Source organism: uncultured Tateyamaria sp. (genome assembly GCF_947503045.1).
GTDB lineage: Bacteria > Pseudomonadota > Alphaproteobacteria > Rhodobacterales > Rhodobacteraceae > Tateyamaria.
On sequence record NZ_CANNCF010000004.1, the window covers coordinates 312,564 to 331,976 of the forward strand.

The following is a 19,413-nucleotide window of genomic DNA, read 5'->3' on the forward strand; positions in this document are numbered from 1 at the left end:
TTACTGCTCATTTCGCCTGCTTTCCGCATGATCGTACCTCGATGCGCTCGCCTGTATTGGCCGAGAACCCGCGCAAGGACACTGTTAACCCCAGACTGGTGGAGGGCTCAATAGTTGTCGAGTCCGCAAAGCTGCGGTTGACCGACACCCCGACGCGCACACATTCGTTTTCGTAAGTGAGCCCCGCGCCCGCGGTTGCGGCCCGCCCTTCCTCGATGTCGTAGCGCATATCGACGCTGGCCGTCCAGAACCGGTCGATCCGATACGCGCCGTCAAAGGTGATTTCGCCGATGGGGGCCAGTTGTTCGATGGCCGGGTCCTCGTCAATCCAGATAAAGCTGCCGCCGACATCGACGCGCCTGTTGCTCCAGTCGCCGCGTAACTCGGCGCGGGTGACGTCGAAATGTTCGTCAAAGAGCGTGCGCCCGGACAGCGCCAGCCCGCCCGAAAGACGCATCTGTCCTGCCAGCAGGAAATCGGAATCCGTGCCCGACAGCCCCGTGCTGGGGCTGAAGTCGGGTTGCGCATCCTGACGCACGATTTGCGCGCCCGTGATGCTGAGCGACCAGCCGTCCGGGTCAATGCGCGACCAGGTCGCACCGATCGCGGCTGACCAGCCCCTTTCGCGCCGGTCCAGCGCTGGAAAGCGCGAAAGGCTCAGCAGGTTGCCCTCGTCGAATTCAACCCGCGTGCTTTCCTCGTTGGGCACATTCAGCCCATCGCCGCCGATCCACGCCAGTTGCACAATGGGTTCCAGCACATGGCGCACCCGGCCCGCACCGCGCCGCACCAGCGGATAGCGCAGCACAAGGGCCGCTGTCGGGGCCAGTTCGCTTTCATTGTCGGGGTTCGTTACATCATCGGTGATCTGATAGACACCACCCGCCAGACCCAACCACGTTTGCGCCTGCAGCCCGCCCATCTGAAAGGTGCGCAGCCATTCTGCCTCGACATTGAAACGCAGCACGTCCCGCCCGTCCACAACCCCGTCGCCATTGGCGTCAAAGTCGAGCGTGGATTTGCGCTGGTGTCCATGTGCCTCGGTCGCCAGCCGGATTTCGCCGCCAATCCCGCGCGGGAAGAACCGCCGCTCATAGAGCGCCTCGATCACATCCGAGGGCAGCACATCGTCGTCCTCGTCATCGCGCAGGGATTTGAAGTTGATATAGGACAGGCGCAAAAAGTCATCCCGCCGCGTACGGCTGATCTCAATCTGGCTGTCGAGCCGGTCACGCCCGAACGTGTCATAGTCCGAAAGGTAGGAGTCATCCGACACCGTCTCAATGTCGAATTGCAGGCGGAAATCGTTGTTGAGATCAAATCGCCCGCCGGCAAAGACAAAGCCCCGGCTGTCATCGGGTTGCAGATCGTCGTCCGACACCGCCCCTTCAATCTGGATGCGCCCGCGCGCGAATGCCTGCCGGTAGCGGAATTCGAGAGTGCGGGTGTTGTTGGACAGATACGGCGTCAGCGTGAGGTCTCGGTGGTCGCTGAGGCGGATGAAATAAGGGACCTTGATACCTGTGCCAAGGCGCGAATCCGAGCGGACTTCGGGGAACAGAAACCCGGTGGCACGCTCTTGCGTGGGGTCCGGCAGGCGCAGGCGGGGCAGGTAAAAGATCGGCACGTTGCGCACCCGCAATTGCGCCTCATCAAAATAAAGCTGCTGCGCCTCCTGATCGTGGATCACCCGTTTTGCGCGGATTTGCCAGAGCGGCGGGCGTGGATCGTCCGCACAGATCACGCAAGAGGTCACGACGGTCTTGTAAAGCTGCGTGTAGCGACCGTTCACCCGGTTCATCTGCAGGGCGGCCAATTGCAACTGTTCGTTCAGCACGAGGCGCGCGCCCAAGAGCAGGCCGTTTTGCATGTCACTGCTGAGTTCGGCCTGATCAGCGAGGATACGCAGGCCTGCGCCATCGTCTATGGTGATGGGGCCCGTCAGGGTCAGGGTCCCCGTGTCCGGATCATAGGTGATCGACCCTGCGGTCAGCCGGGTCTGGCCCTGAAACGCCTCGACATTGCCAGTGGCGATCAGGCGCCGGTCGGTGGTGATCTGGATGTCGTCCGCGACCAGAACCGCAGGTGCAACGGGTGCCTCTTGCGCCTGAGCCAGACCGCAGCACAGGGCCAGCGCCAGAACCAGCAGGCAAAGCCCGCGTTGCAGGGGGCTGTGTACGCTACCCATCTTCGGTCCGCAACAGCAGCCCAAGGCCCAGCAACACTGCGGCAAGAGGTGCCGCCCAGGCCGACAGCAAGACGGGGATCTGCCCGTTTTCACCCAGAATTTGCGCAAAACTGCGAATGAAATACAAAGTGAACCCCAACAACACCGCTGCCAGCACCGCTGTGCCAGTCCCCCCGAACCGGGTATGGCGCATCGTGAAGGCGGCGGCAACAAGAACCATGGCCACCAGAAACAGCGGTCGCGCCAGTTGGGATTGCAGCCAGACTTCGTGTTTGCGGGCCGAAAAACCAGCCTGTTCGAGCTGTTCAATAAGCTCGGTCATGTCCCAGATCGAAACGCCTGTGGGGGTGCCAAGGGTTTCGCGGATACGATCAAGGGTGAGGGTCGATTCCACTTCGAGCATGTCATGCACAACCGAGCTGGCCTCGGGATTCAGGCCTGCCACCAGCGGCCAGACCTTGGCCTGCCGCAGCGACCACGCCCCGTCGCGCAAGGCCGCGCTGCCCGCCTCGATCCGACGGGCCGGGCCGCCATCGGGCGCATAGGCCACAAAGGTCACGTCGTAAAGCACCGAGGCATCCGCGTTCGAGCGCGCAGCCCGGATCACCGTCTGCCCGGTGGTGCCCCCCTGACGCAGCCACAGCCCATCCTCGGACACGGAAAGCGCCGAAATCCCGCCTGAACGGTAGCCGTCTGCCAGCGTCGCATAGCGTTTGGACGTTGCCGCCACGATGGGCCCAAGCGTGGTCGTGGCAAAGACCCCGATAATCAGCGCCACGATCACCGGAGAAACCAGCGCGCGCATTGCCGAACGCCCAGAGGCCCGCGTCACCACCAGTTCGGAGGAGCGCGCCAGTGCCAGAAACAGGCTGACCGTGCCAAGGATCATGATCAGCGGCAGGATCTGGTCCAGCGTTTCCGGCGCATTGAGCAGCGTGAGCCCGGCCAGTTGCGCAAGGCCGACCCCGAATTCCGAAAATTTGCGCGTCTGGTCGATCAGATCGACAAGAAAGACCAGCGTGGCAAGAACCCCGGTGATCGCCAGCAGCGCCAGTGCAAATCGGCGGGCAAAGTAGAGATGCAGGATCATGCCGCCCCCCGCATGCGTCGCCGGAACACGCGCCCGCCCGAGGCCCGCCAGAGCAGCCCGCAGCCGATCAACGCGCCCAGCACGGACGGTGTGTAAAGGATCGGCCAAAGCCCGGCATTGGCCAGCACCGGCCCCGAGAGGCTGCCGCGCATTCCGTCCAAAGCAATGAGCACCAGAAAGGCGATAACGATCTCGCGCTTGACCCCGAAACGGGAAAACCCACCCACCAGCAGGGTGGCAAAGCCGATCAGGGCGGTGACAAAACAGAAAGTGGCCCGCGCAAAGCGGCCATGCAGTTCCTCGGCGACGGCGCCTGTGCTGGTGCCCAGCCGCTCGGCGATGTCGGGCCAGTTGGTGATCAGCTGATCGCTGGTCAGATAGGGCAGCCCCGCGACGCTCAGCGTGTCTGTGCGGATCAGCGTTGTGATATCAAAGGAGAAATCCTCGAACTTGGCCGTGGACAGGCTGAGGTTTTGCGGGCTCAGCCGTTGCGCGAGCCCGTCCACCATGATCAGCGACGTGCCTTCGCCATTGCGCACCAGATAGGCCTGGTCGGCGGTGTAGATCATCCGCTCGTCCACGCCGCGCCGGTCCGACAGGAACACATCGCGCAGCACGCCGTCCTGACCAACGGTGCGGGTATAGAATGTCACCCCAGGTGCGGGACTGAGGAATTCACCCTCGGTCAGCAGGCGCGAGGTGATGTTCTTCGAAATCTCGTCCTCGCGTTCGGCCAGTTGCTCGCTGGCGACAGGCACCAGCAGATGCGACAACAGCGACATCAACAGGGCCGAGATCAGGCCGAAGACAGCGACCGGGCGCGCCATGCGCCAGGGCGAGGTGCCCGTGGACATCATCACCGTCAGTTCGCTTTCGTTGCTGAGGCGGTTGGTGACATAGATCGCCGCGGCAAAGGTCGCGATCGGCAGCACCGTGGTGATCAGCCGTGGCAAGCCAAGGGCCGAAAATTCGAGGAAAACCAACGCCGTCTGCCCATCCCCGATCAGCCGGTCGAACAGCCGCACCGCCCGGTTGATCCAGAATACGGCAACCAGAACAAGCGCGAAAAAGCCAAACAACCACATCAGTTGCGACAGCATATATCGGTCAAATCTGACCAAGGAGCCCTCCGGGGTGTGCCTGTTCTTGTTCTTGACGCGACTGCGCTTGCGCACAGGCTACCGTATGGGGATGCGTTGGAAAACTCTTAATCGCACCTTTGTGCGCTGGTCAGGGGCGGTGTTGCGGGTTACCTCTGTCGGGATTTGAACCTTTCGGAGTATGCCATGACCGCCCTCACGCCTCTTTCCTTCGTTGCAACCGACCTTGATGCCATTGCAGCCCATAACGGCCGCGTGGCCGTCATCGTGGCCCCCGACGGCAAGATGGGGCAGGCCGCACGGCGCGCCAATCGGCTGACCAAGGGGGCAATTGCGCGCTTTGTCGGCTCGGACGGGTTCGAAAAGGTGAAGATGGGGCAGGTGACCACGATGGCATGGCCTGTGGGCATGGCCGCCGAGGCGCTGGATATCCTGTGCCTGCCGCGCAACCCAAGCGTGGCCGAGGCCCGCAAGGCCGGGGCAACGTTGGCGAAGTTGCGCAACGACAAGGCCCTGCTGCTGGCCGCCGACGGCGTGCGCCGGGTGGCCGAGATCGGATTTGGCCTTGTGATGCGTGACTACAAATTCTCCGATCACAAGAGCGATGCAGAACAACATGATACCGATATCACCGTGATGTGCGCCAACCCGGAAGATGCCAGCGCGGATGCGGCCCCGTTGATGGCGGTTGCCGAGGGGGCCTTTATGACCCGCGATCTGACCAACGAGCCGGCCAATGTGCTGACCACGACCGAATTCGCCGACCGTCTGGCCGAAATGAAATCGCTGGGTCTTGAAGTCGAAGTGCTGGACGAGGCGGAGTTGGAAAAGCTCGGCATGCGTACGCTGCTCTGTGTCGGACAAGGCTCTGACAGCCCGTCCAAAGTGGTGGTGATGCAGTGGAAAGGTGGCGACAAGGACGCCGCACCTCTGGCCCTTGTCGGCAAGGGCGTGGTATTTGACACCGGCGGTATTTCCCTCAAGCCCGGGGCCGGGATGGAGGACATGACCATGGACATGGGTGGTGCGGGGGTCGTCGCAGGCACCATGCGCGCGCTGGCCTTGCGCAAGGCAAAGGCCAATGTCGTGGGCCTTGTCGGGTTGGTCGAAAACATGCCCTCGGGCAACGCGGTGCGTCCGGGTGATGTCATCACCTCGATGAAGGGCGACACGGTTGAGGTGATCAACACGGATGCCGAGGGTCGCCTCGTGTTGTGTGACGTGATGTGGTACGCCCAAGAGCGGTTTGAACCTGCGGGCATGATCGATCTGGCCACGTTGACCGGCGCGATCATCATCGGCCTTGGCCATGAGAATGCAGGGGTCTTTTCCAACGATGACGGGTTCTGCAAATCCTTCCTCAAGGCTGCTGAGACCGAGGGCGAGGGCGCGTGGCGCATGCCGCTGGGACAAGCCTATGACGACCTTTTGAAATCGCGCATTGCGGATATGAAGAATATCGGCGGACGTGCTGCGGGCTCCGTGACCGCGGCCCAATTTCTCAAACGCTTTGTGAAGGACGAAACCCCCTGGATTCACCTTGATATTGCGGGTGTGGCCTCGGTCAAGTCAGCCACGCCGCTGGCCCCTGCAGGTGCCACGGGGTGGGGCGTGATGGCGCTGAACCGGCTGGTCGCGGACGCCTACGAGGGTTGACGGCAATGGGGGTCGCCTATTTCTATCACCTGACCCGGCGCCCGCTGGAAGAGACGCTGGCGATGTTGCTGAGTAAGGCGATGGGGGCCGGGTGGCGCGTGGCTGTGCGCGGCACCGACGCGGCCCGTCTGGCCTGGTTGGATGAGCGGCTGTGGTTGGGGGCAGAGGACGACTTTCTGCCCCACGGGCTGGCCGGTGGTGCGCATGATGCGGACCAGCCCGTCTTGCTGACCACGGGCGAGGCTGCGAACAATGCGGTTTGTGTGATGAGCGTGGACGGCGCGGTGGTCAGTGCCGAGGAGATCGCGGCCCTCACGCGGGTCTGCGTGCTGTTTGATGGCAATGATCCCGAAGCGCTGGATGTGGCCCGTGGCCAGTGGAAGGCGCTGAAAGATGCAGGTGCCTCGGCGCAATACTGGTCCGAAGAGAGCGGCAAGTGGGAGATGAAGGCGCAGACCTGAACCGGTGCCGGGCGGGCAACATGCCCGCCTTGCGCGCGCCTAGCGGCTCAGCCGCATCTCGCCATCTGCGATTTCGATCCGGCCCCAGTTTTGCAGATAGCCCATGCCAAGAAGGGACTGCCACAGCTCGCCGTCATTGACCACGGCGCGCACATTCGTATCCGTATGCGGCCCAATCTGCACCGTATCGAGGCGGACGGCAGCGGTGCGCACCTCTCCGTTCGCCGTGGCTGCGCGCCCGAGGAAGTTGAGCGTGTCGGGGGCAAGACCTGCGGTTGCCGCATCTTTCTGGTTCAGCACGATGTCCGTCGCGCCGGTGTCGACGATAAAGTCGATGGGCGCGCCGTTGATGTCGAGGGTCAGGTAATAGTGCCCATCGCGGCTGCGCGGTACGGTAATGGTGCCACTGTCATCAAAGCGGGCCTGCGTAGGGTATAGATCATCCTGAATGTCGCCCCAGAGGCCGACAACAGCGATGGCCCCGACAAAGATCAGCGCCCAGATTCCGGCCATTTGCAGGGTCTGGCTGAGCTTGAGTTTTGAACTCAACAGAAAGGCGCCACCCAGCACAAGGGCGAGGGCGCCGAGATAAATCAGCTGGGCGATGTTGTCACTGCTCATGGGGTCAATATAAGGCGGCGCGCGCGCATGTCAGCCCGCAAGTGGGGCGAAATTGCTGAGCCCGTCCAGCACGAACTGCACCGAGAGCGCCGCCAGCAACATGCCAAGCAGGCGCGTGACCACTGTGATGCCCGTCTTGCCCAGGACCCGTTCGAGCAGACTGGAGGCGAGAAAGAGGATCATGCACACGCCTAGCACGAGGGCCGTGATGGCGAGCACCAGCGCCAGCCCCTCGACCCCCGGTTTCTGGCCCGTCAGCAGGATGACGGAGGCAATGGCGCCGGGCCCGGCGATCAGCGGGATGGCGAGAGGGAAGACGGACGGATCGTTGTAGTCTTCTTCGGTCTGATCCTCGCGCCGCTTGGTGCGCCGCTCGAACAGCATGTCGAGGGCGGTGATGAACAACAGGATGCCGCCAGCAACGCGGAAGGCGGGCATCGAGATGCCGATGAAGCCCAGCACCGCCTCGCCAAAGATCGCGAATGCAATCAGGATGGACATGCCGATGGCGCAGGCCCGCAGCGCGATGCGGCGGCGCTGGCGTTCGGGCACCCCTTGGGTCAGCGCCACGAAGAGCGGCGCAAGGCCGATCGGGTCGATCACGACGAACATGGTCACGAAGGCGGTGATGAGAAAGGCGGTGTCGATCATGGCCGTTTTCTAATTGCGCGCCTTGCGGCGCAAGTCATGTTTTGTTGGGGCTCTGCCCCAAACCCCGGAGTTTATCTTGCCAAGTGAAGGATCACGCACTTTCTGCCATTTCGAGCTTTTCCAGATCTTTCATCCAGAGCGCTTCGGCCCGTTCGAGGGCCTCCATCACTTCGGCATATTTCTTTTGCCAGACTTCCATCTCTCCGATCTTGGCCCCTTCGTAGAGGTCCGGATCGGCGAGTTTCCTGGCCAGCTTGTCGCGCATATCGTTGAGCTTTTCTACCCGCGCTTCGGATTTGCGCAGTTCGGATTTGAGGGTCAGGATGGCGTCGCGCGAGGGGCGTTTGGGCTTGGGTTTTTCCTGTGTGGCCCGTGTCGGTTTGCCATCGGCCAGCAGCATCTTGCGATAAGCCTCGAGGTCATCCTCGTAGGGTTTCACGGTGCCGTTCGACACCAGCCACAACCGGTCGGCGACGAGTTCCAAGAGGTGCATGTCGTGGCTGACGAGGATCACCGCACCTGTATAGGCCGTGAGCGCCTCGACCAGTGCTTCGCGGGATTCGATGTCGAGGTGGTTGGTTGGCTCGTCGAGGATCAGCATGTGGGGCGCATCCAGCGTGGCGAGCAGCAGCGACAGGCGCGCCTTTTGCCCGCCCGAGAGTTTGCCCACCAACGTTTCGGCCTGATCGGCCATCAGCCCAAAGCCTGACAGACGGGCGCGCCATCTCGCCGGCCCTTCCTTGGGCCGTTCGCGGCGCAAATGATCCAGCGGGGTTTCGTCGATGAACAGCTCGTCCACCTGGTGCTGGGCGAAATAGCCGATGCGCAGCTTGCTCGATTTGGTGAACTTGCCGGACATGGCGGGCAGGCGGTCGGACAGGAATTTGGAGAGGGTGGATTTGCCCTGACCGTTCTTGCCCAGGAGTGCAATGCGGTCGTCCTGATCGATGCGCAGGTTCAGTTTGGAAAGTACCGTTGTCTCGCCATAGCCGGTGCTGGCCCCGTCGAGATGGATGATGGGGGGCGAGAGGTCTTCGGGGTTAGGGAAGTCGAAGCGTTTGAGCCCTGCTTCTTGTGGCGTGGTGATCGGCGTCATCTTGGACAGCGCCTTGAGCCGGGACTGGGCCTGGCGCGCCTTGTCGGCCTTGTAGCGGAAGCGATCCACGTAGGATTGCAGATGCGCGCGTCGGGCATCCTGCTTTTTCGCCATGGCAGTGGCATTGGCCAGCCGTTCGGCGCGTTGGCGCGCAAACTGGTCGTAGGGGCCTGAATAATAGGTGAGTTTGCGGTCCTCAAGGTGCAGGATCGCGCCCACGGCCCGGTTCAAGAGCCCACGGTCATGGCTGATGATCAGCACCGTGTGGGGGTATTTGGCGAGGTAGGATTCAAGCCACAGCGCCCCTTCGAGGTCGAGATAGTTGGTCGGTTCGTCCAGCAAGAGCAGGTCGGGCTGCGAGAACAGCACGGCTGCGAGGGCCACGCGCATGCGCCAGCCGCCCGAGAAGTCAGAACAGGGCATGAGTTGTTCGTGATCGTCAAATCCAAGACCCTTGAGGATCGTGGCCGCGCGTGCCTCGGCGCTCCAGGCGTCGATATCCGTCAGCCGCGTCTGGATTTCCGCGATGCGCACCGGATCCTCGCTGGTGTCGGCCAGCAGGGCAGCGCGTTCGGTGTCGGCGGCCAGCACCGTGTCGAGCAGGGAGTTCGCGGAGGCCGGGACCTCCTGGGCCACGCCGCCAATGCGCGCGCCGGAGGGCAGGGAGATATCGCCGCCCTCGAGCACCAATTCACCCCGGATCAGACCGAACAGCGTGGTTTTGCCCGTGCCGTTGCGCCCGACAAGGCCGACCTTGTGGCCTTCGGGGATCACGGCGCTTGCGCCCTCGAACAGGGGGCGGCCCGCAACGGCATAGGTGATATCTGAGATGCGCAACATGGCGGGACGACTGCAGCAGTCGCCGCGCCAAGTCAATGCGGGCTGTGCGACTTATTGCAGGGTCTCGCCCAGCGGTGGTGCATCAAAGGCTCGGTAGCCGATCATCGGGCTGTCGCCACTGTCGGCAAAGGCAAAGACATGCACCGCATCATGCAGGATCGCGGCGCGGCAAAAGCTGTTCTCCTGCGGCAGGGAGGCGGGGCAGCTGTCGAGGTCGAGGTGGACCACGGAGGCCTCGAAAATCTCGTAGGTCATCGGTATTGGCGCGGTGTCGGCGTGGGCGGCGCCTGCCAGCACGAGGGCGACGGTTGGGGCGAGAGAGCGAAACATGGGCTATCCTTATGTTGAGTGATTCACTCAGGTATTAAGTTGATAGTTTTCGTCAGGTAACAAGCCCCAAATTCGCCATCGGCAATAATCCACTTTTCCACGCTGGCCAGCCGTGTTAGGCGGCGCGCAAATCACGACGGCATTTTCGCCGTTACAGACAGGAGTGACCCCATGGCCCTAGAGCGCACATTTTCCATCATCAAACCCGATGCAACCCGCCGCAACCTGACCGGTGCGATCAACGCCAAGTTCGAAGAGGCGGGCCTGCGCATCGTGGCGCAAAAACGCATTCACCTGACAAAAGCGCAAGCTGGCGTGTTCTACGCGGTCCATGCCGAGCGTCCATTCTATGATGAATTGTGCGAATTTATGGCCTCGGCCCCGATCGTGTGCCAGGTCCTGGAAGGCGAAGGCGCGATTGCCAAGAACCGCGAAGTGATGGGTGCCACCAACCCCGCAGACGCGGCCCCCGGCACCATCCGCGCCGAATTTGCCGAGTCCGTTGGCGAAAACTCGGTCCACGGTTCGGACGCACCTGAGACGGCTGCGGTTGAAATCGCTTACTTCTTCTCCGGTCTGGAGCTGGTGGGTTAAGCCAACCTGCGATCTGAACGGATGGGGGCCTCAGCACGTGCTGGGGCCCTTTTTCGTTTGAGTTGGTGTGCAGATCCTGCGGTCGGTCCGTGTTCTGCGATGCATCGATGCTTCAGCGGGCCCAACACCATTTTAGGGAAAGTCTTTGGATCGGCGGCGGTTTCCGTCGTTACGCCTGCCGGGGCTTTTCGATCACGCCGATATCGTTCAGGACACGTTCGAATTCGGACAGCCCGCTGTCGAAACTGTCAGCTTTGATCGCATCGAACCGCGCGCGCAGGGCCTTTTTCTCGTCGCCCTTGCAATCGTTCCAGGGGCGGCCCTGCAGCCCCATGACCAGAACGTAGTAACCGATGAAATGGGGGCGTGTGCCGGCCCGCAAGAGGCGGCGATAGGTCTCGTCCGGACCCAGGGCGCGCAGGGTTTCTGCATCCGGGATACCGGCCTTGGCACAGGCGGCATCCATCGCGGGGCCGAGGTTGCGGATCGAGGAAACGGGTGTGCTCATGGGCGCAGTATTAATGCGCGCCACAGGTCAAGTCACGCGTTTCAGAGACTGGCGTAGTCGGTGATGATCGGACGTGGCTTGGGCTTTTTGGTGGGCGCAGGCGCGGGCACGGGCGTGCGGGGTAGGGCGGGCATGGCGATAGGCCTTTTCATGACGCCGTCAAAAGCGACGGCCCCTACACCCCAACACAGTGATTTGCCGAGGCGAGGGCATGAATGTGGCAATTATGTGGCACGAAACAGGCGATATCGGGTGATCTGGCGGAAAGATCGCCGTGGTGTGGACAAAATATCGGGGAATTCCGGACAGTTGACGGAATCGGGCCAATCCTGCGGCTCAAGCGCGAGTCCGGCGCCCGGTTTCACCTCAGTTCCGACAAGTGTCGGCAGGAATCCCCCGGCATAGACCTGCAATCCCGGTGCCGTGCTGTCGATTTGCAGGGTCAGACCGTCCGTTCCGGTAAGCGTCGCGACCGGTTCGGGCACGTCCCTGCGTTGGCGCGCGATGCAAAAGTTGTGATCGACATCCGGGTCGGGCGCTTTTGGGCTGAGGTGATCAAAGCTGGTGCCTGCAACTGGCGCGATTTCCCCGGTTGGCAGGTTTCTATCATCCACGGGCAGGTAGTGTGTCGCATTGACCTGCAACCGGTGATCCTGCGCATCCCCAAGCCGCCAATAGGGATGGTGGGCGATGTTGAAAGGGGTGGGGGCATCCGTCTCGGCCGAGATATCGAGGATCAGAGTGGCCGCCTCAAGCCGGTAGTGCACCGTGATCGTACGTGCACCCGGCAGCCCGCCATCACCCGGCACAAGCTGCGCGCGGAACTGCACGTCACTGTTTGATTGGTGGATCACGTCCCAAATGCGCTGGTCCAACCCATCCGGCCCGCTGTGCAGCGCGGTCATGCCGTTTTCATTGCGGGGCATCTGAAACACCTGTCCATGGATCGGCACATTGCCACCCCGCACGCGATTGGCGATGGGGCCAACGATGGCACCGGGATAGACCGTGCGCCATTCGGGGTGTTCGGACGAGTCCGCATGCAGGATCAGCGATGGCCCACCCTCAAAGCACAAGGTTTCAAGCCGCGCGCCATGGGGTGAAAAGGTCGCGCGCAGGTTTTGGGAGGTGAGGGTGATTGTATCGTTCATCACCCGAACATGGCAGCGCGTGGGAAGACACGCCAGCCCTTGTTCGGACGGACACATGGCGCCGGTTTGATCTTATTGCTGCAACGGACAGGTTCGCAGCCGCCCCTGGCGCGCTCCATTCGAGGCAGTGTTGCGCAGAAATTAGGCGCCGAAAACGGCGGGATATCGCCGGAAATCCGCTCTGCTGCTGCAAAAGACCGCAGGCAGGCGCACGGACCTTGCGCGTTCTTCCGCTTATCCCAGCCTTTTCAGGTGGTTGAGAGGCTTTGCTACTTCGGATTTCAGGCTGGTCAAGACCTTGCAAACATTAAAATAACCCTCCAAAGTAGAAGTCGCCAAACTGGCAGCGCCCCCGTGCTTGCAAGCCCCGGGAGCGCGTTAAAGTGTTGAACAACAGTGAGTTACCTCTGATCGAGGTGAAGTTTTTTGAAGATGTTGACTTGGCTTGCCACCCTTGAGGTCAAAGATGCGGATGTGCCCGATGATGCGGCGGCGCGGCGCTATTCTTGCCCCGCAGCAGTCTGGGCCGAAAGCCGCGAAACGGCCATCGAACGTGTGGCGCTGTTTCTCAAGGTGACACCCTATGCGCTGGTCTCGGTCACCGACTGCACTCCGGCGGGTGAAGAGGCCGAACAGGCGCACGCAGAACTGGCCGCACTTGTCCACGACACCCATCTGGTCGAATTCGGCGACTTGACAGAAATCGGTACTGGACACGTTCCGGAACCCATGACCCAGCCTCAATCGTTGAAAGAGGCAGTGCTGGCGCTCGATCACGTGGCCCGCCCGGTCTATGCGGTGCTGGACGGGGCGCAGTTTGACGATCTGCCCGCCGCCCTGTTTGACGGCGGCTTTGTCACCCGCCCGCTTTATCTGAATGTGCAGGACCGTTCGGCCGCGCCGGTGCGAACATCGCCTTACCTCGTGACACTGGATGAGGCAGGCGCCTCTTTTGCCGGGCGCAGCTATGGGGAGACCGTCGAGGCGCTGTTTGCGCTGCTGGGCGACAAGCCCGCAGGTGTGTTCTGGCAATGCGAGGCGGGGACGGACGCGCTGTACTTTCATTTGCGCAAGACCAACCGGATTTTGATCCCCAAGACCTTTCTGTCGGGCAATGCCACTGACGCCGAGCCGGACGAACCCCATGCCTTTGTGCTGTTTCGCCATGCCGATGCCAATTCGTTGGCCCAAACCGTGTTTGCGATGAACAGCGAAGAAGCCTCGCGCCTGTTTGGGCCGTGCACGGCCTTGCTGTTTGGCCCAAGCCCGGACTGGACGGGGGACTATCCGTGGTTTCATCTCGTGCGTCCTTACAGTTGGCCCGCGCCCAGGCCGGGCGCGCTGACCCTCAGCACGGCCACTATGGAAAAGATCGAAGAGCGGCGGCGGGACCGGCTGATCCTCAAGACGGTGGCCTATCTGCGCAAAGTGTTGCCACCCAACTTTCAGCACCTGTCGCGCACCCAGCTGACGGGTCTTGCCCGTGCCAGCCGCAAGAGCGGAAAGGCGTTGGGGTTGCGTGGTCTGGGCGCGCACAACCGTTGGGCCTATCTGTGCGCGATCACCGAAGGGCGTATCGCCAAAAGCCGCGAGGTCAAAGCCTTTATCAAGCGCGGCAATGACACGCCGGACGAACAGGTCAAGATCGCGATGAAAGACACGCTTGCGACCATGAAAAACGCTGTGGCGGAGTTGCAGGCATGAGCGGGGCGGCCGCCGCAGGGGGTGCCGTTGGCGGCGTTACGGGGGGTGCGATTGGCGGCATCATCGGCTCGTTCATTCCGCCCCCGGGGCTGGGCACCTTCCTTGGGCGGGCCATCGGCTCGCGCGTTGGACGGGCAGTGGGGCGGGCCGCCGCCACGATGCTGGATGACTACGTCAATTCAATGGAACAGGCGGATGAAAACGCAGAAGAGGACGAGGCCGCTGCTGCCGGAGAAGACGAAGAGGTCTGTCACACCTGTCAGGAGCAGTGCCAGAATTCTGCCGGCGAGGTGAAGGACTCGCTTTACAACAACAAGCGCAATCCCAACAATCCCAATCAGGGCAATCACGGGTATCTCAACCGAATGGTGGAACAGATGTGCGGCGCACAGGGGCCGGGCACGCCGGGCTGGGGAACACATATTGATGAATTGCGCGGCGCTCAGAGCCGACTAAGGAGGTCGTTCAAGCCATTCCAAGGCCAAAACGGAATGGACCCGGACTGCGATCCGGCCGAGTTTTTTTCCCAAGAGGAGCGCGACGCGATCAACAACATTTTGCGTGGAGGAGAAAACAATCCTTGGCAGCCAAACAACATCCCCCATCTTGGACCCAACCACCCACGGTGCCAGACTCTTCCTGACGCCAGGTCGAACGGACGCATACGCGACTACTTGAACATTATCCGTCCCAACCAGCCGCCAATGTCGGGGCCCGCTCTGTCTTGACCTTAAATGGAGCCTCACATGGCAATAATTAGCTTGTCCCACACACAACTCGTGAGCATCGGTCCATCCTGGTATTGGATGGTGTCCGATCAGGTTGGGGAATTTGACGATTTTCTGCGGCGCCCGATCCGAAACATCGAACTGATCCGCACCGAAACGCGACGCTGGTTCGATCGGAAGTCGTCGATTGATCCCGCCGGATCCGACACGCAGGTCAGCGATCTGATGCGCGAAATACTGAGCAATCTTATCGCGGGTGGGGAGGATGCCGAGAGGTTCTACCAATGGGGCTATGCGCTGGACAACGCCATGGTTCCTACCATTTCAGGATACAAGAAACATCCCGATGGAAGCATGCACCCGGTTGCGAACGCTTATCAGCATGCGCTGTACTCTCAGCATATATGGATCGACACGCTTGGTCATTGGACCCCTGATATATTGGCATTTGAAAAACGATCGGGGCCGGATTTGCGAGATGCGCTTTATTCGTCTTACCAGGACGAAGTGCTGTTACCCCACAAAGCGTTCAAACGACGTCTTGACAGTGACAACGACGCATGGATCAAGATGGAAAGCCGCCGGACCGAGTGGGACAATTACCTTTGGCAAAAGTGGTTTGGCGAATTCCAGTATGATCCTGCGAGCGTCGCTTGCGATGGCTTCCTTGTCATGAAAACACGGGAATGGTGGCGCGAGATTGCGCCAACTCTTTCGCGACGCCAAAGATCACAGTTGATGGCCTGGAACGAACAGGCCGCGCACGCGCGCGATACGGATGGGTTTCTGAGCGACAAACCGATCAGCGCGATGGACGAGGCCCTGATGATCGACGATATCCCGCCATTTGATAGTGCGGCTGCCCGCCCCGTTGAATGGGACGTGGCCTGAGTTCCCTATACCCCACGAGACAAAGGATCCCGCCCGTGTCGAGATTTCCCGGAGCCCGCATTACAGACATGCACGCCTGTCCCGCCCATGGCGGCGGGCCGATCCTCACCGGCTTTCCGACCGTTCTGACAGGCAAGCTGCCTGCGGCGCGGATCGGCGATATCTCGGCCTGTCTTGGCGTGATCCCGGACCCGATTGTCTATGGCTCGCCCACGGTGTTGATCGGCAAGTCTCCGGCCAGCCGCATGACAGATGCCTGCGCCCATGGCGGCAAGATCGTTGGTGGTTGCCCTACAGTGTTGATCGGTATCCACGGGGGGGGCTCGCCCGGACTGGGTGCCAAGCCCACAGCGGGCGACGCGTGCATGCGCGCAGCCGCCAGGGCGGGCGCGCCGTTTGTGAACGGCTGAGGGTCGCGCTATGTCATCTGGAACCAGTTGATATCAGGCCCAATTAAAGGGTCACCCGGTCAAGAAATCTTTGACGATATCATTGAAAATGCGCGGTTTCTCCAGATGCGCTGCATGGGCGCAATCGGGAATGACGGCCAGACTTGCCTTGGGAATGGATCGCCAAAGCTCTTCCGTTTGTGTCCATGGGTAGGTCCGATCGTGATCCCCCCAAACGACAAGGGTCTTTGCCATAAACGAGGGAAGTTTCGAAACGCCCGTCCATCCGCTCATGGCATCAAGCCCCGCAAGAATTGCCTGAATGCTGCTGCGCTCGGCAATTGCGGCACATGTCTCGTAGGCCCCCGCCGTATCTCCATTTAGGAACCAAGTGGCCGCAATGCGCCTTGCCGTTGCGTGCGGGCCGTCCGAAAGGGCGCGTTGTTTCGATGTTGCGATGGTTTCAAACCGCCCCGGCAACACGCCTTGCGCGCCTGTTCCATACAGCACCAAACGGTCCACGCTGTCGGGGGATTGCGAGATCATCTCCTGGGCAATCATGCCGCCCATGGAGTGCCCAACAAGGTGAAAATGGGTGATGCCTTTCGACTTCAGGTCCGCGAGGACCCAGTCAGAAAAACCGGCAATGGTGTCGAGCCCGTCGATATGCGCATTTTCGCCAAAACCTGGCAGATCGACGCTGTAAGTCTCCACACCCGCCAGAGCTTCGACCTGCGATTGCCATTGCCGACTACCCCCCATGAACCCATGGACGAAGACGACAGGGATCATTTGCGCCCGCCTTGCACGATGCGGTCAAGGATCATGGCGCAGAACAGGATCGAGAAGCCCGCAAGGATACCTTGGCCCACATTGGCGTATTGCAGGGCCTCAAGCACGTCTTCGCCAAGTCCCTTGGCCCCGATGAGGGAGGCCACAACCACCATGGCAAGGGACAACATGATCGTCTGGTTGATGCCTGCGCGGATGGATGGGCTGGCCAGAGGCAGGTCCACCTTGGTCAGCAGATACCATTTGTTTGCCCCGAAACTGATTGCGGCCTCCCGCACGCTTTCAGGGACGCCGCGCAATCCAAGAACGGTCAGACGCACGACCGGCGTGCCGCCAAAGATCATGGTGGTCACAACTGCCGCTGGCTTGCCCGTCCCAAAGAAGGCGATGACAGGGATCATGAAGACGAATGCGGGCATGGTCTGCATGAAATCCATGATCGGCTGGATGAAGGAATAGAACCGGGGCCTGCGGGCCGCGAACATGCCCAAGGGGATGCCGATCAGGATCGACAAACACGCGGCGGTGCCGAGCAGCGCGAGTGTTGTCATGGCTTTTTCCCAGAACCCCAGCAGCCCCATATAGGCCAGAAACGCGCCGGAGTAGATCGCCATGCGCACACCGGCCGTCAACCACGTGAGCAAGACAATGAGTGCAGCGACGACGATCCAGGGGGTGCTGACAAAGACAAGTTCAAGCGCGTCCAGCACCAGCCGGATGAAGTAGGTGATTGCGTCAAAAAGCGCCTCTCCGTTCAGTACTGCCCAGTTGAAGAACGCCTCGACGCGGTCGATGCTGCCAAGCCGGATATCGGGGTCGGTCGGAAACTCGCCCAGTAGCGTGAACCGCCCCGGGAAGCTGTAGTGCAGCATGGCTGTCGCAACGATCAGCACCATGAAAATAGCGCTGAACACGATCTGCGACACCGGCATACCGGAGCGGATGGCGCGGTCAGACAGCCAATCGGAGAACCGCGCTTCGAGCGCCCAGTTGGCCATCAACGATTGCGCCAACTTGACCACGATCAGGATCGCAAGACCGGTCAGGGCAATGGTGGGACCCTCCGCGCCCAATGCCTCTGCCTCGGCCCTGATGCCGCCGATATTGGCTTCGAGCGAGTCCACCGTGCGTTGATAGACGTCGACCTTGTCCGATCCCGTCTCGATCGCCGAGGCCAGTTGTTGCTTGCGCAACTCCAGGGTGCCTTCGATGGACGCAATGCGGGCCATGGCATCTGCGGCGAGGTCACCAAACAGCCCGCGTGCGATCTGCACATAGGCAAGGGCCTCAAGGATCAGAAACGGCAAAGCCCAGTTCCACAATCCGCGCGCGCCAAACCAGATTGGACCGAACAGGCCCGCCATGGCGTTGAAGGTCGCGGTAAAGCTGGCCGACGCGCCGATCTTGTCGAACATGCGGATGTAGTACTCGGGACTGGTGCGCACGAAGGTGCGAATGTTGTCGCGGCGTTCTTCGGCATAGGCGAGTGCAGCCTCGGAAGACGTGTCTTCCAGCGGGTTCACCCCAAGATCAGCGTTCACATCGGTCATGATACTTCCGTTCCTTCAATCACGGTGCGCAAGAGATCCGCACGGGTGATGATGCCAAGGTCTTTGCCGTCGGACTGCACGATGATCGGGTTGCCGTCATCGATGGCCATGGTGATCAGGGTGCTCAGCGTTTCTTCCGAAGCGACTCGTGCGGCATCGGCAGGAATGGGACCATGTGCGGCGACATGCGTTTCGATTGGCTGCATCACCGCATGGGCATGCACGACCTTCAGGCGCGAGATGCCGGCCACGAAGTCGGCGACATAGTCATCTGCGGGGTCCATCACGATGTCTTCGGCAGTGCCCATCTGCACCATCTTGCCATCGCGCATGATGGCAATGCGGTCGCCAATGCGAACAGCTTCGTCCAGATCGTGGGTGATAAAGATGGTGGTCTTTTTCAGAATTTTGCTCAGCCGGATGAATTCATCCTGCAACTGGCGACGGATCAGGGGATCAAGGGCAGAGAACGGCTCGTCCATCAGCAACACGTCAGGATTCGCCGCCAGCGCGCGGGCAAGGCCGACGCGCTGCTGCATGCCGCCGGAAAGCTCGTGGGCGAATTTGGCGCCCCACGCCCCCAGTTCCACGATGTCCAGAATGGCCGCGGCCTGCCGCATCCGTTCGTTCTTGGGCACCTTGCGGATTTCGAGTGGCATGGCGACGTTGTCCAGAACGGACCGGTGCGGCATCAGCGCGAAATTCTGGAAAACCATGCCGATTTTTTGGTTGCGGAAGCGTTGCAGCTCGCGCGGACCCAAGGCCATGACATCGGTGCCCTGGATCTTGATCTTGCCATCGGTTGGTTCCAGCAGGCGATTGAAGTGGCGCACCAAGGTGGACTTACCGCTTCCTGACAGACCCATGATGCAGAAAATTTCACCGCGGTTGACCGACAGGCTGACATCGGCGACGCCCACGACGGCGTTGAATTCGGACAGGACCTGCGCCTTGGTCAGCCCACGGTCGCGCACCGCGCGCAAGGCGTCTTCGGCACGGGCGCCGAATATCTTCCAGACGTTGGATATCTCGACAACAGTGTCGGAGGCCATGGCGTGTCTCTTTTGCAAAGG

General features: G+C 61.4%; 19 protein-coding genes. 7 read left to right on the forward strand and 12 right to left on the reverse strand.

The genetic code is table 11. The features are described 5' to 3' along the window. Window positions 1-7: 7 nt before the first annotated feature. From lptD to lptF, 3 genes are read right to left on the reverse strand one after another with little or no spacing between them, the layout of a single operon-like run. Complete coding sequence (gene lptD, locus Q1A89_RS17780) at window positions 8-2,188, reverse strand: LPS assembly protein LptD (protein ID WP_299731457.1); 2,181 nt, start codon at window positions 2,186-2,188, stop codon at window positions 8-10. Then, a complete protein-coding gene (lptG, locus tag Q1A89_RS17785; protein ID WP_299731460.1) occupies window positions 2,181-3,278 on the reverse strand; it encodes an LPS export ABC transporter permease LptG in 1,098 nt (365 codons plus the stop codon). The genes lptD and lptG overlap by 8 nt, the downstream gene beginning before the upstream one ends. Continuing rightward, window positions 3,275-4,399: an LPS export ABC transporter permease LptF gene (lptF, locus tag Q1A89_RS17790; protein ID WP_299731462.1), complete on the reverse strand. Its 1,125-nt coding sequence runs from the start codon at window positions 4,397-4,399 to the stop codon at window positions 3,275-3,277. The genes lptG and lptF overlap by 4 nt, the downstream gene beginning before the upstream one ends. 165 nt (window positions 4,400-4,564) lie before the next feature. Between lptF and Q1A89_RS17795 the strand changes: the two genes are divergently transcribed. Together Q1A89_RS17795 and Q1A89_RS17800 are read left to right on the forward strand one after the other, a co-directional pair. After that, window positions 4,565-6,034, forward strand: coding sequence for a leucyl aminopeptidase (locus Q1A89_RS17795; RefSeq protein WP_299731464.1), 1,470 nt, complete (start codon window positions 4,565-4,567; stop codon window positions 6,032-6,034). 5 nt (window positions 6,035-6,039) lie between these two features. Beyond that, complete coding sequence (locus tag Q1A89_RS17800; RefSeq protein WP_299731969.1) at window positions 6,040-6,495, forward strand: DNA polymerase III subunit chi; 456 nt, start codon at window positions 6,040-6,042, stop codon at window positions 6,493-6,495. A gap of 39 nt (window positions 6,496-6,534) precedes the next feature. Here the strand turns inward: Q1A89_RS17800 and Q1A89_RS17805 are convergent, their stop codons facing one another. From Q1A89_RS17805 to Q1A89_RS17820, 4 genes are all read right to left on the reverse strand, one after another. Beyond that, entirely contained in the window at window positions 6,535-7,116 is a 582-nt protein-coding gene (locus Q1A89_RS17805; RefSeq protein ID WP_299731467.1) for a TIGR02281 family clan AA aspartic protease, read from the reverse strand. 30 nt (window positions 7,117-7,146) lie between these two features. After that, complete coding sequence (locus tag Q1A89_RS17810; RefSeq protein ID WP_299731469.1) at window positions 7,147-7,767, reverse strand: MarC family protein; 621 nt, start codon at window positions 7,765-7,767, stop codon at window positions 7,147-7,149. A 91-nt stretch (window positions 7,768-7,858) separates the two neighbouring features. Then, a complete protein-coding gene (locus Q1A89_RS17815) occupies window positions 7,859-9,703 on the reverse strand; it encodes an ABC-F family ATP-binding cassette domain-containing protein (protein ID WP_299731471.1) in 1,845 nt (614 codons plus the stop codon). A gap of 51 nt (window positions 9,704-9,754) precedes the next feature. Beyond that, on the reverse strand, window positions 9,755-10,033 hold the full coding sequence (locus Q1A89_RS17820; protein ID WP_299731473.1) for a hypothetical protein: 279 nt from the start codon (window positions 10,031-10,033) through the stop codon (window positions 9,755-9,757). A gap of 171 nt (window positions 10,034-10,204) precedes the next feature. Between Q1A89_RS17820 and ndk the strand changes: the two genes are divergently transcribed. Then, on the forward strand, window positions 10,205-10,627 hold the full coding sequence (gene ndk / locus Q1A89_RS17825; RefSeq protein ID WP_299374660.1) for a nucleoside-diphosphate kinase: 423 nt from the start codon (window positions 10,205-10,207) through the stop codon (window positions 10,625-10,627). A gap of 169 nt (window positions 10,628-10,796) precedes the next feature. On the opposite strand, the gene Q1A89_RS17830 is transcribed toward ndk, so the two are convergent. Both Q1A89_RS17830 and Q1A89_RS17835 read right to left on the reverse strand, forming a co-directional pair. Beyond that, window positions 10,797-11,135 carry a TfoX/Sxy family protein gene (locus tag Q1A89_RS17830; protein WP_299731478.1) on the reverse strand — a complete coding sequence of 113 codons (339 nt, stop codon included), beginning with the start codon at window positions 11,133-11,135 and terminating at the stop codon, window positions 10,797-10,799. Window positions 11,136-11,359: 224 nt separating this feature from the next. Further along, window positions 11,360-12,286 carry an aldose epimerase family protein gene (locus Q1A89_RS17835; RefSeq protein ID WP_299731481.1) on the reverse strand — a complete coding sequence of 309 codons (927 nt, stop codon included), beginning with the start codon at window positions 12,284-12,286 and terminating at the stop codon, window positions 11,360-11,362. A 432-nt stretch (window positions 12,287-12,718) separates the two neighbouring features. Between Q1A89_RS17835 and Q1A89_RS17840 the strand changes: the two genes are divergently transcribed. Genes Q1A89_RS17840 through Q1A89_RS17855 form a run of 4 tightly spaced genes read left to right on the forward strand, consistent with a single transcriptional unit; the run spans window position 12,719 to window position 16,019 of the window. Continuing rightward, window positions 12,719-13,990 carry a DUF4123 domain-containing protein gene (locus Q1A89_RS17840; RefSeq protein ID WP_299731484.1) on the forward strand — a complete coding sequence of 424 codons (1,272 nt, stop codon included), beginning with the start codon at window positions 12,719-12,721 and terminating at the stop codon, window positions 13,988-13,990. After that, window positions 13,987-14,718, forward strand: coding sequence for a hypothetical protein (locus Q1A89_RS17845; RefSeq protein ID WP_299731487.1), 732 nt, complete (start codon window positions 13,987-13,989; stop codon window positions 14,716-14,718). The genes Q1A89_RS17840 and Q1A89_RS17845 overlap by 4 nt, the downstream gene beginning before the upstream one ends. A gap of 18 nt (window positions 14,719-14,736) precedes the next feature. Beyond that, window positions 14,737-15,609, forward strand: a complete 873-nt coding sequence (locus tag Q1A89_RS17850; RefSeq protein ID WP_299731490.1) for a hypothetical protein — start codon at window positions 14,737-14,739, stop codon at window positions 15,607-15,609. Window positions 15,610-15,644: 35 nt separating this feature from the next. Continuing rightward, window positions 15,645-16,019 carry a PAAR domain-containing protein gene (locus Q1A89_RS17855; RefSeq protein ID WP_299731493.1) on the forward strand — a complete coding sequence of 125 codons (375 nt, stop codon included), beginning with the start codon at window positions 15,645-15,647 and terminating at the stop codon, window positions 16,017-16,019. Between the two features lie 51 nt (window positions 16,020-16,070). On the opposite strand, the gene Q1A89_RS17860 is transcribed toward Q1A89_RS17855, so the two are convergent. The 3 genes from Q1A89_RS17860 to Q1A89_RS17870 are packed head-to-tail and all read right to left on the reverse strand — an operon-like array spanning window position 16,071 to window position 19,392. After that, the gene (locus tag Q1A89_RS17860) at window positions 16,071-16,790 is read right to left on the reverse strand and encodes an alpha/beta hydrolase (protein ID WP_299731496.1); all 720 of its coding nucleotides are present in this window, start codon (window positions 16,788-16,790) and stop codon (window positions 16,071-16,073) included. Further along, window positions 16,787-18,340, reverse strand: coding sequence for an ABC transporter permease subunit (locus Q1A89_RS17865; RefSeq protein ID WP_299731499.1), 1,554 nt, complete (start codon window positions 18,338-18,340; stop codon window positions 16,787-16,789). The genes Q1A89_RS17860 and Q1A89_RS17865 overlap by 4 nt, the downstream gene beginning before the upstream one ends. Next, window positions 18,337-19,392: a betaine/proline/choline family ABC transporter ATP-binding protein gene (locus tag Q1A89_RS17870; protein ID WP_299731502.1), complete on the reverse strand. Its 1,056-nt coding sequence runs from the start codon at window positions 19,390-19,392 to the stop codon at window positions 18,337-18,339. The genes Q1A89_RS17865 and Q1A89_RS17870 overlap by 4 nt, the downstream gene beginning before the upstream one ends. Window positions 19,393-19,413 lie beyond the last annotated feature (21 nt).

Coding starts and splice junctions, on each gene's coding strand:
- lptD (WP_299731457.1), bottom strand. CDS start 2,188: ATGGGTAGCGTACACAGCCCCCTGCAACGCGGGCTTTGCCTGCTGGTT.
- lptG (WP_299731460.1), bottom strand. CDS start 3,278: ATGATCCTGCATCTCTACTTTGCCCGCCGATTTGCACTGGCGCTGCTG.
- Q1A89_RS17795 (WP_299731464.1), top strand. CDS start 4,565: ATGACCGCCCTCACGCCTCTTTCCTTCGTTGCAACCGACCTTGATGCC.
- Q1A89_RS17800 (WP_299731969.1), top strand. CDS start 6,040: ATGGGGGTCGCCTATTTCTATCACCTGACCCGGCGCCCGCTGGAAGAG.
- Q1A89_RS17805 (WP_299731467.1), bottom strand. CDS start 7,116: ATGAGCAGTGACAACATCGCCCAGCTGATTTATCTCGGCGCCCTCGCC.
- Q1A89_RS17810 (WP_299731469.1), bottom strand. CDS start 7,767: ATGATCGACACCGCCTTTCTCATCACCGCCTTCGTGACCATGTTCGTC.
- Q1A89_RS17815 (WP_299731471.1), bottom strand. CDS start 9,703: ATGTTGCGCATCTCAGATATCACCTATGCCGTTGCGGGCCGCCCCCTG.
- Q1A89_RS17820 (WP_299731473.1), bottom strand. CDS start 10,033: ATGTTTCGCTCTCTCGCCCCAACCGTCGCCCTCGTGCTGGCAGGCGCC.
- ndk (WP_299374660.1), top strand. CDS start 10,205: ATGGCCCTAGAGCGCACATTTTCCATCATCAAACCCGATGCAACCCGC.
- Q1A89_RS17830 (WP_299731478.1), bottom strand. CDS start 11,135: ATGAGCACACCCGTTTCCTCGATCCGCAACCTCGGCCCCGCGATGGAT.
- Q1A89_RS17835 (WP_299731481.1), bottom strand. CDS start 12,286: ATGAACGATACAATCACCCTCACCTCCCAAAACCTGCGCGCGACCTTT.
- Q1A89_RS17840 (WP_299731484.1), top strand. CDS start 12,719: ATGTTGACTTGGCTTGCCACCCTTGAGGTCAAAGATGCGGATGTGCCC.
- Q1A89_RS17845 (WP_299731487.1), top strand. CDS start 13,987: ATGAGCGGGGCGGCCGCCGCAGGGGGTGCCGTTGGCGGCGTTACGGGG.
- Q1A89_RS17850 (WP_299731490.1), top strand. CDS start 14,737: ATGGCAATAATTAGCTTGTCCCACACACAACTCGTGAGCATCGGTCCA.
- Q1A89_RS17860 (WP_299731496.1), bottom strand. CDS start 16,790: ATGATCCCTGTCGTCTTCGTCCATGGGTTCATGGGGGGTAGTCGGCAA.
- Q1A89_RS17865 (WP_299731499.1), bottom strand. CDS start 18,340: ATGACCGATGTGAACGCTGATCTTGGGGTGAACCCGCTGGAAGACACG.
- Q1A89_RS17870 (WP_299731502.1), bottom strand. CDS start 19,392: ATGGCCTCCGACACTGTTGTCGAGATATCCAACGTCTGGAAGATATTC.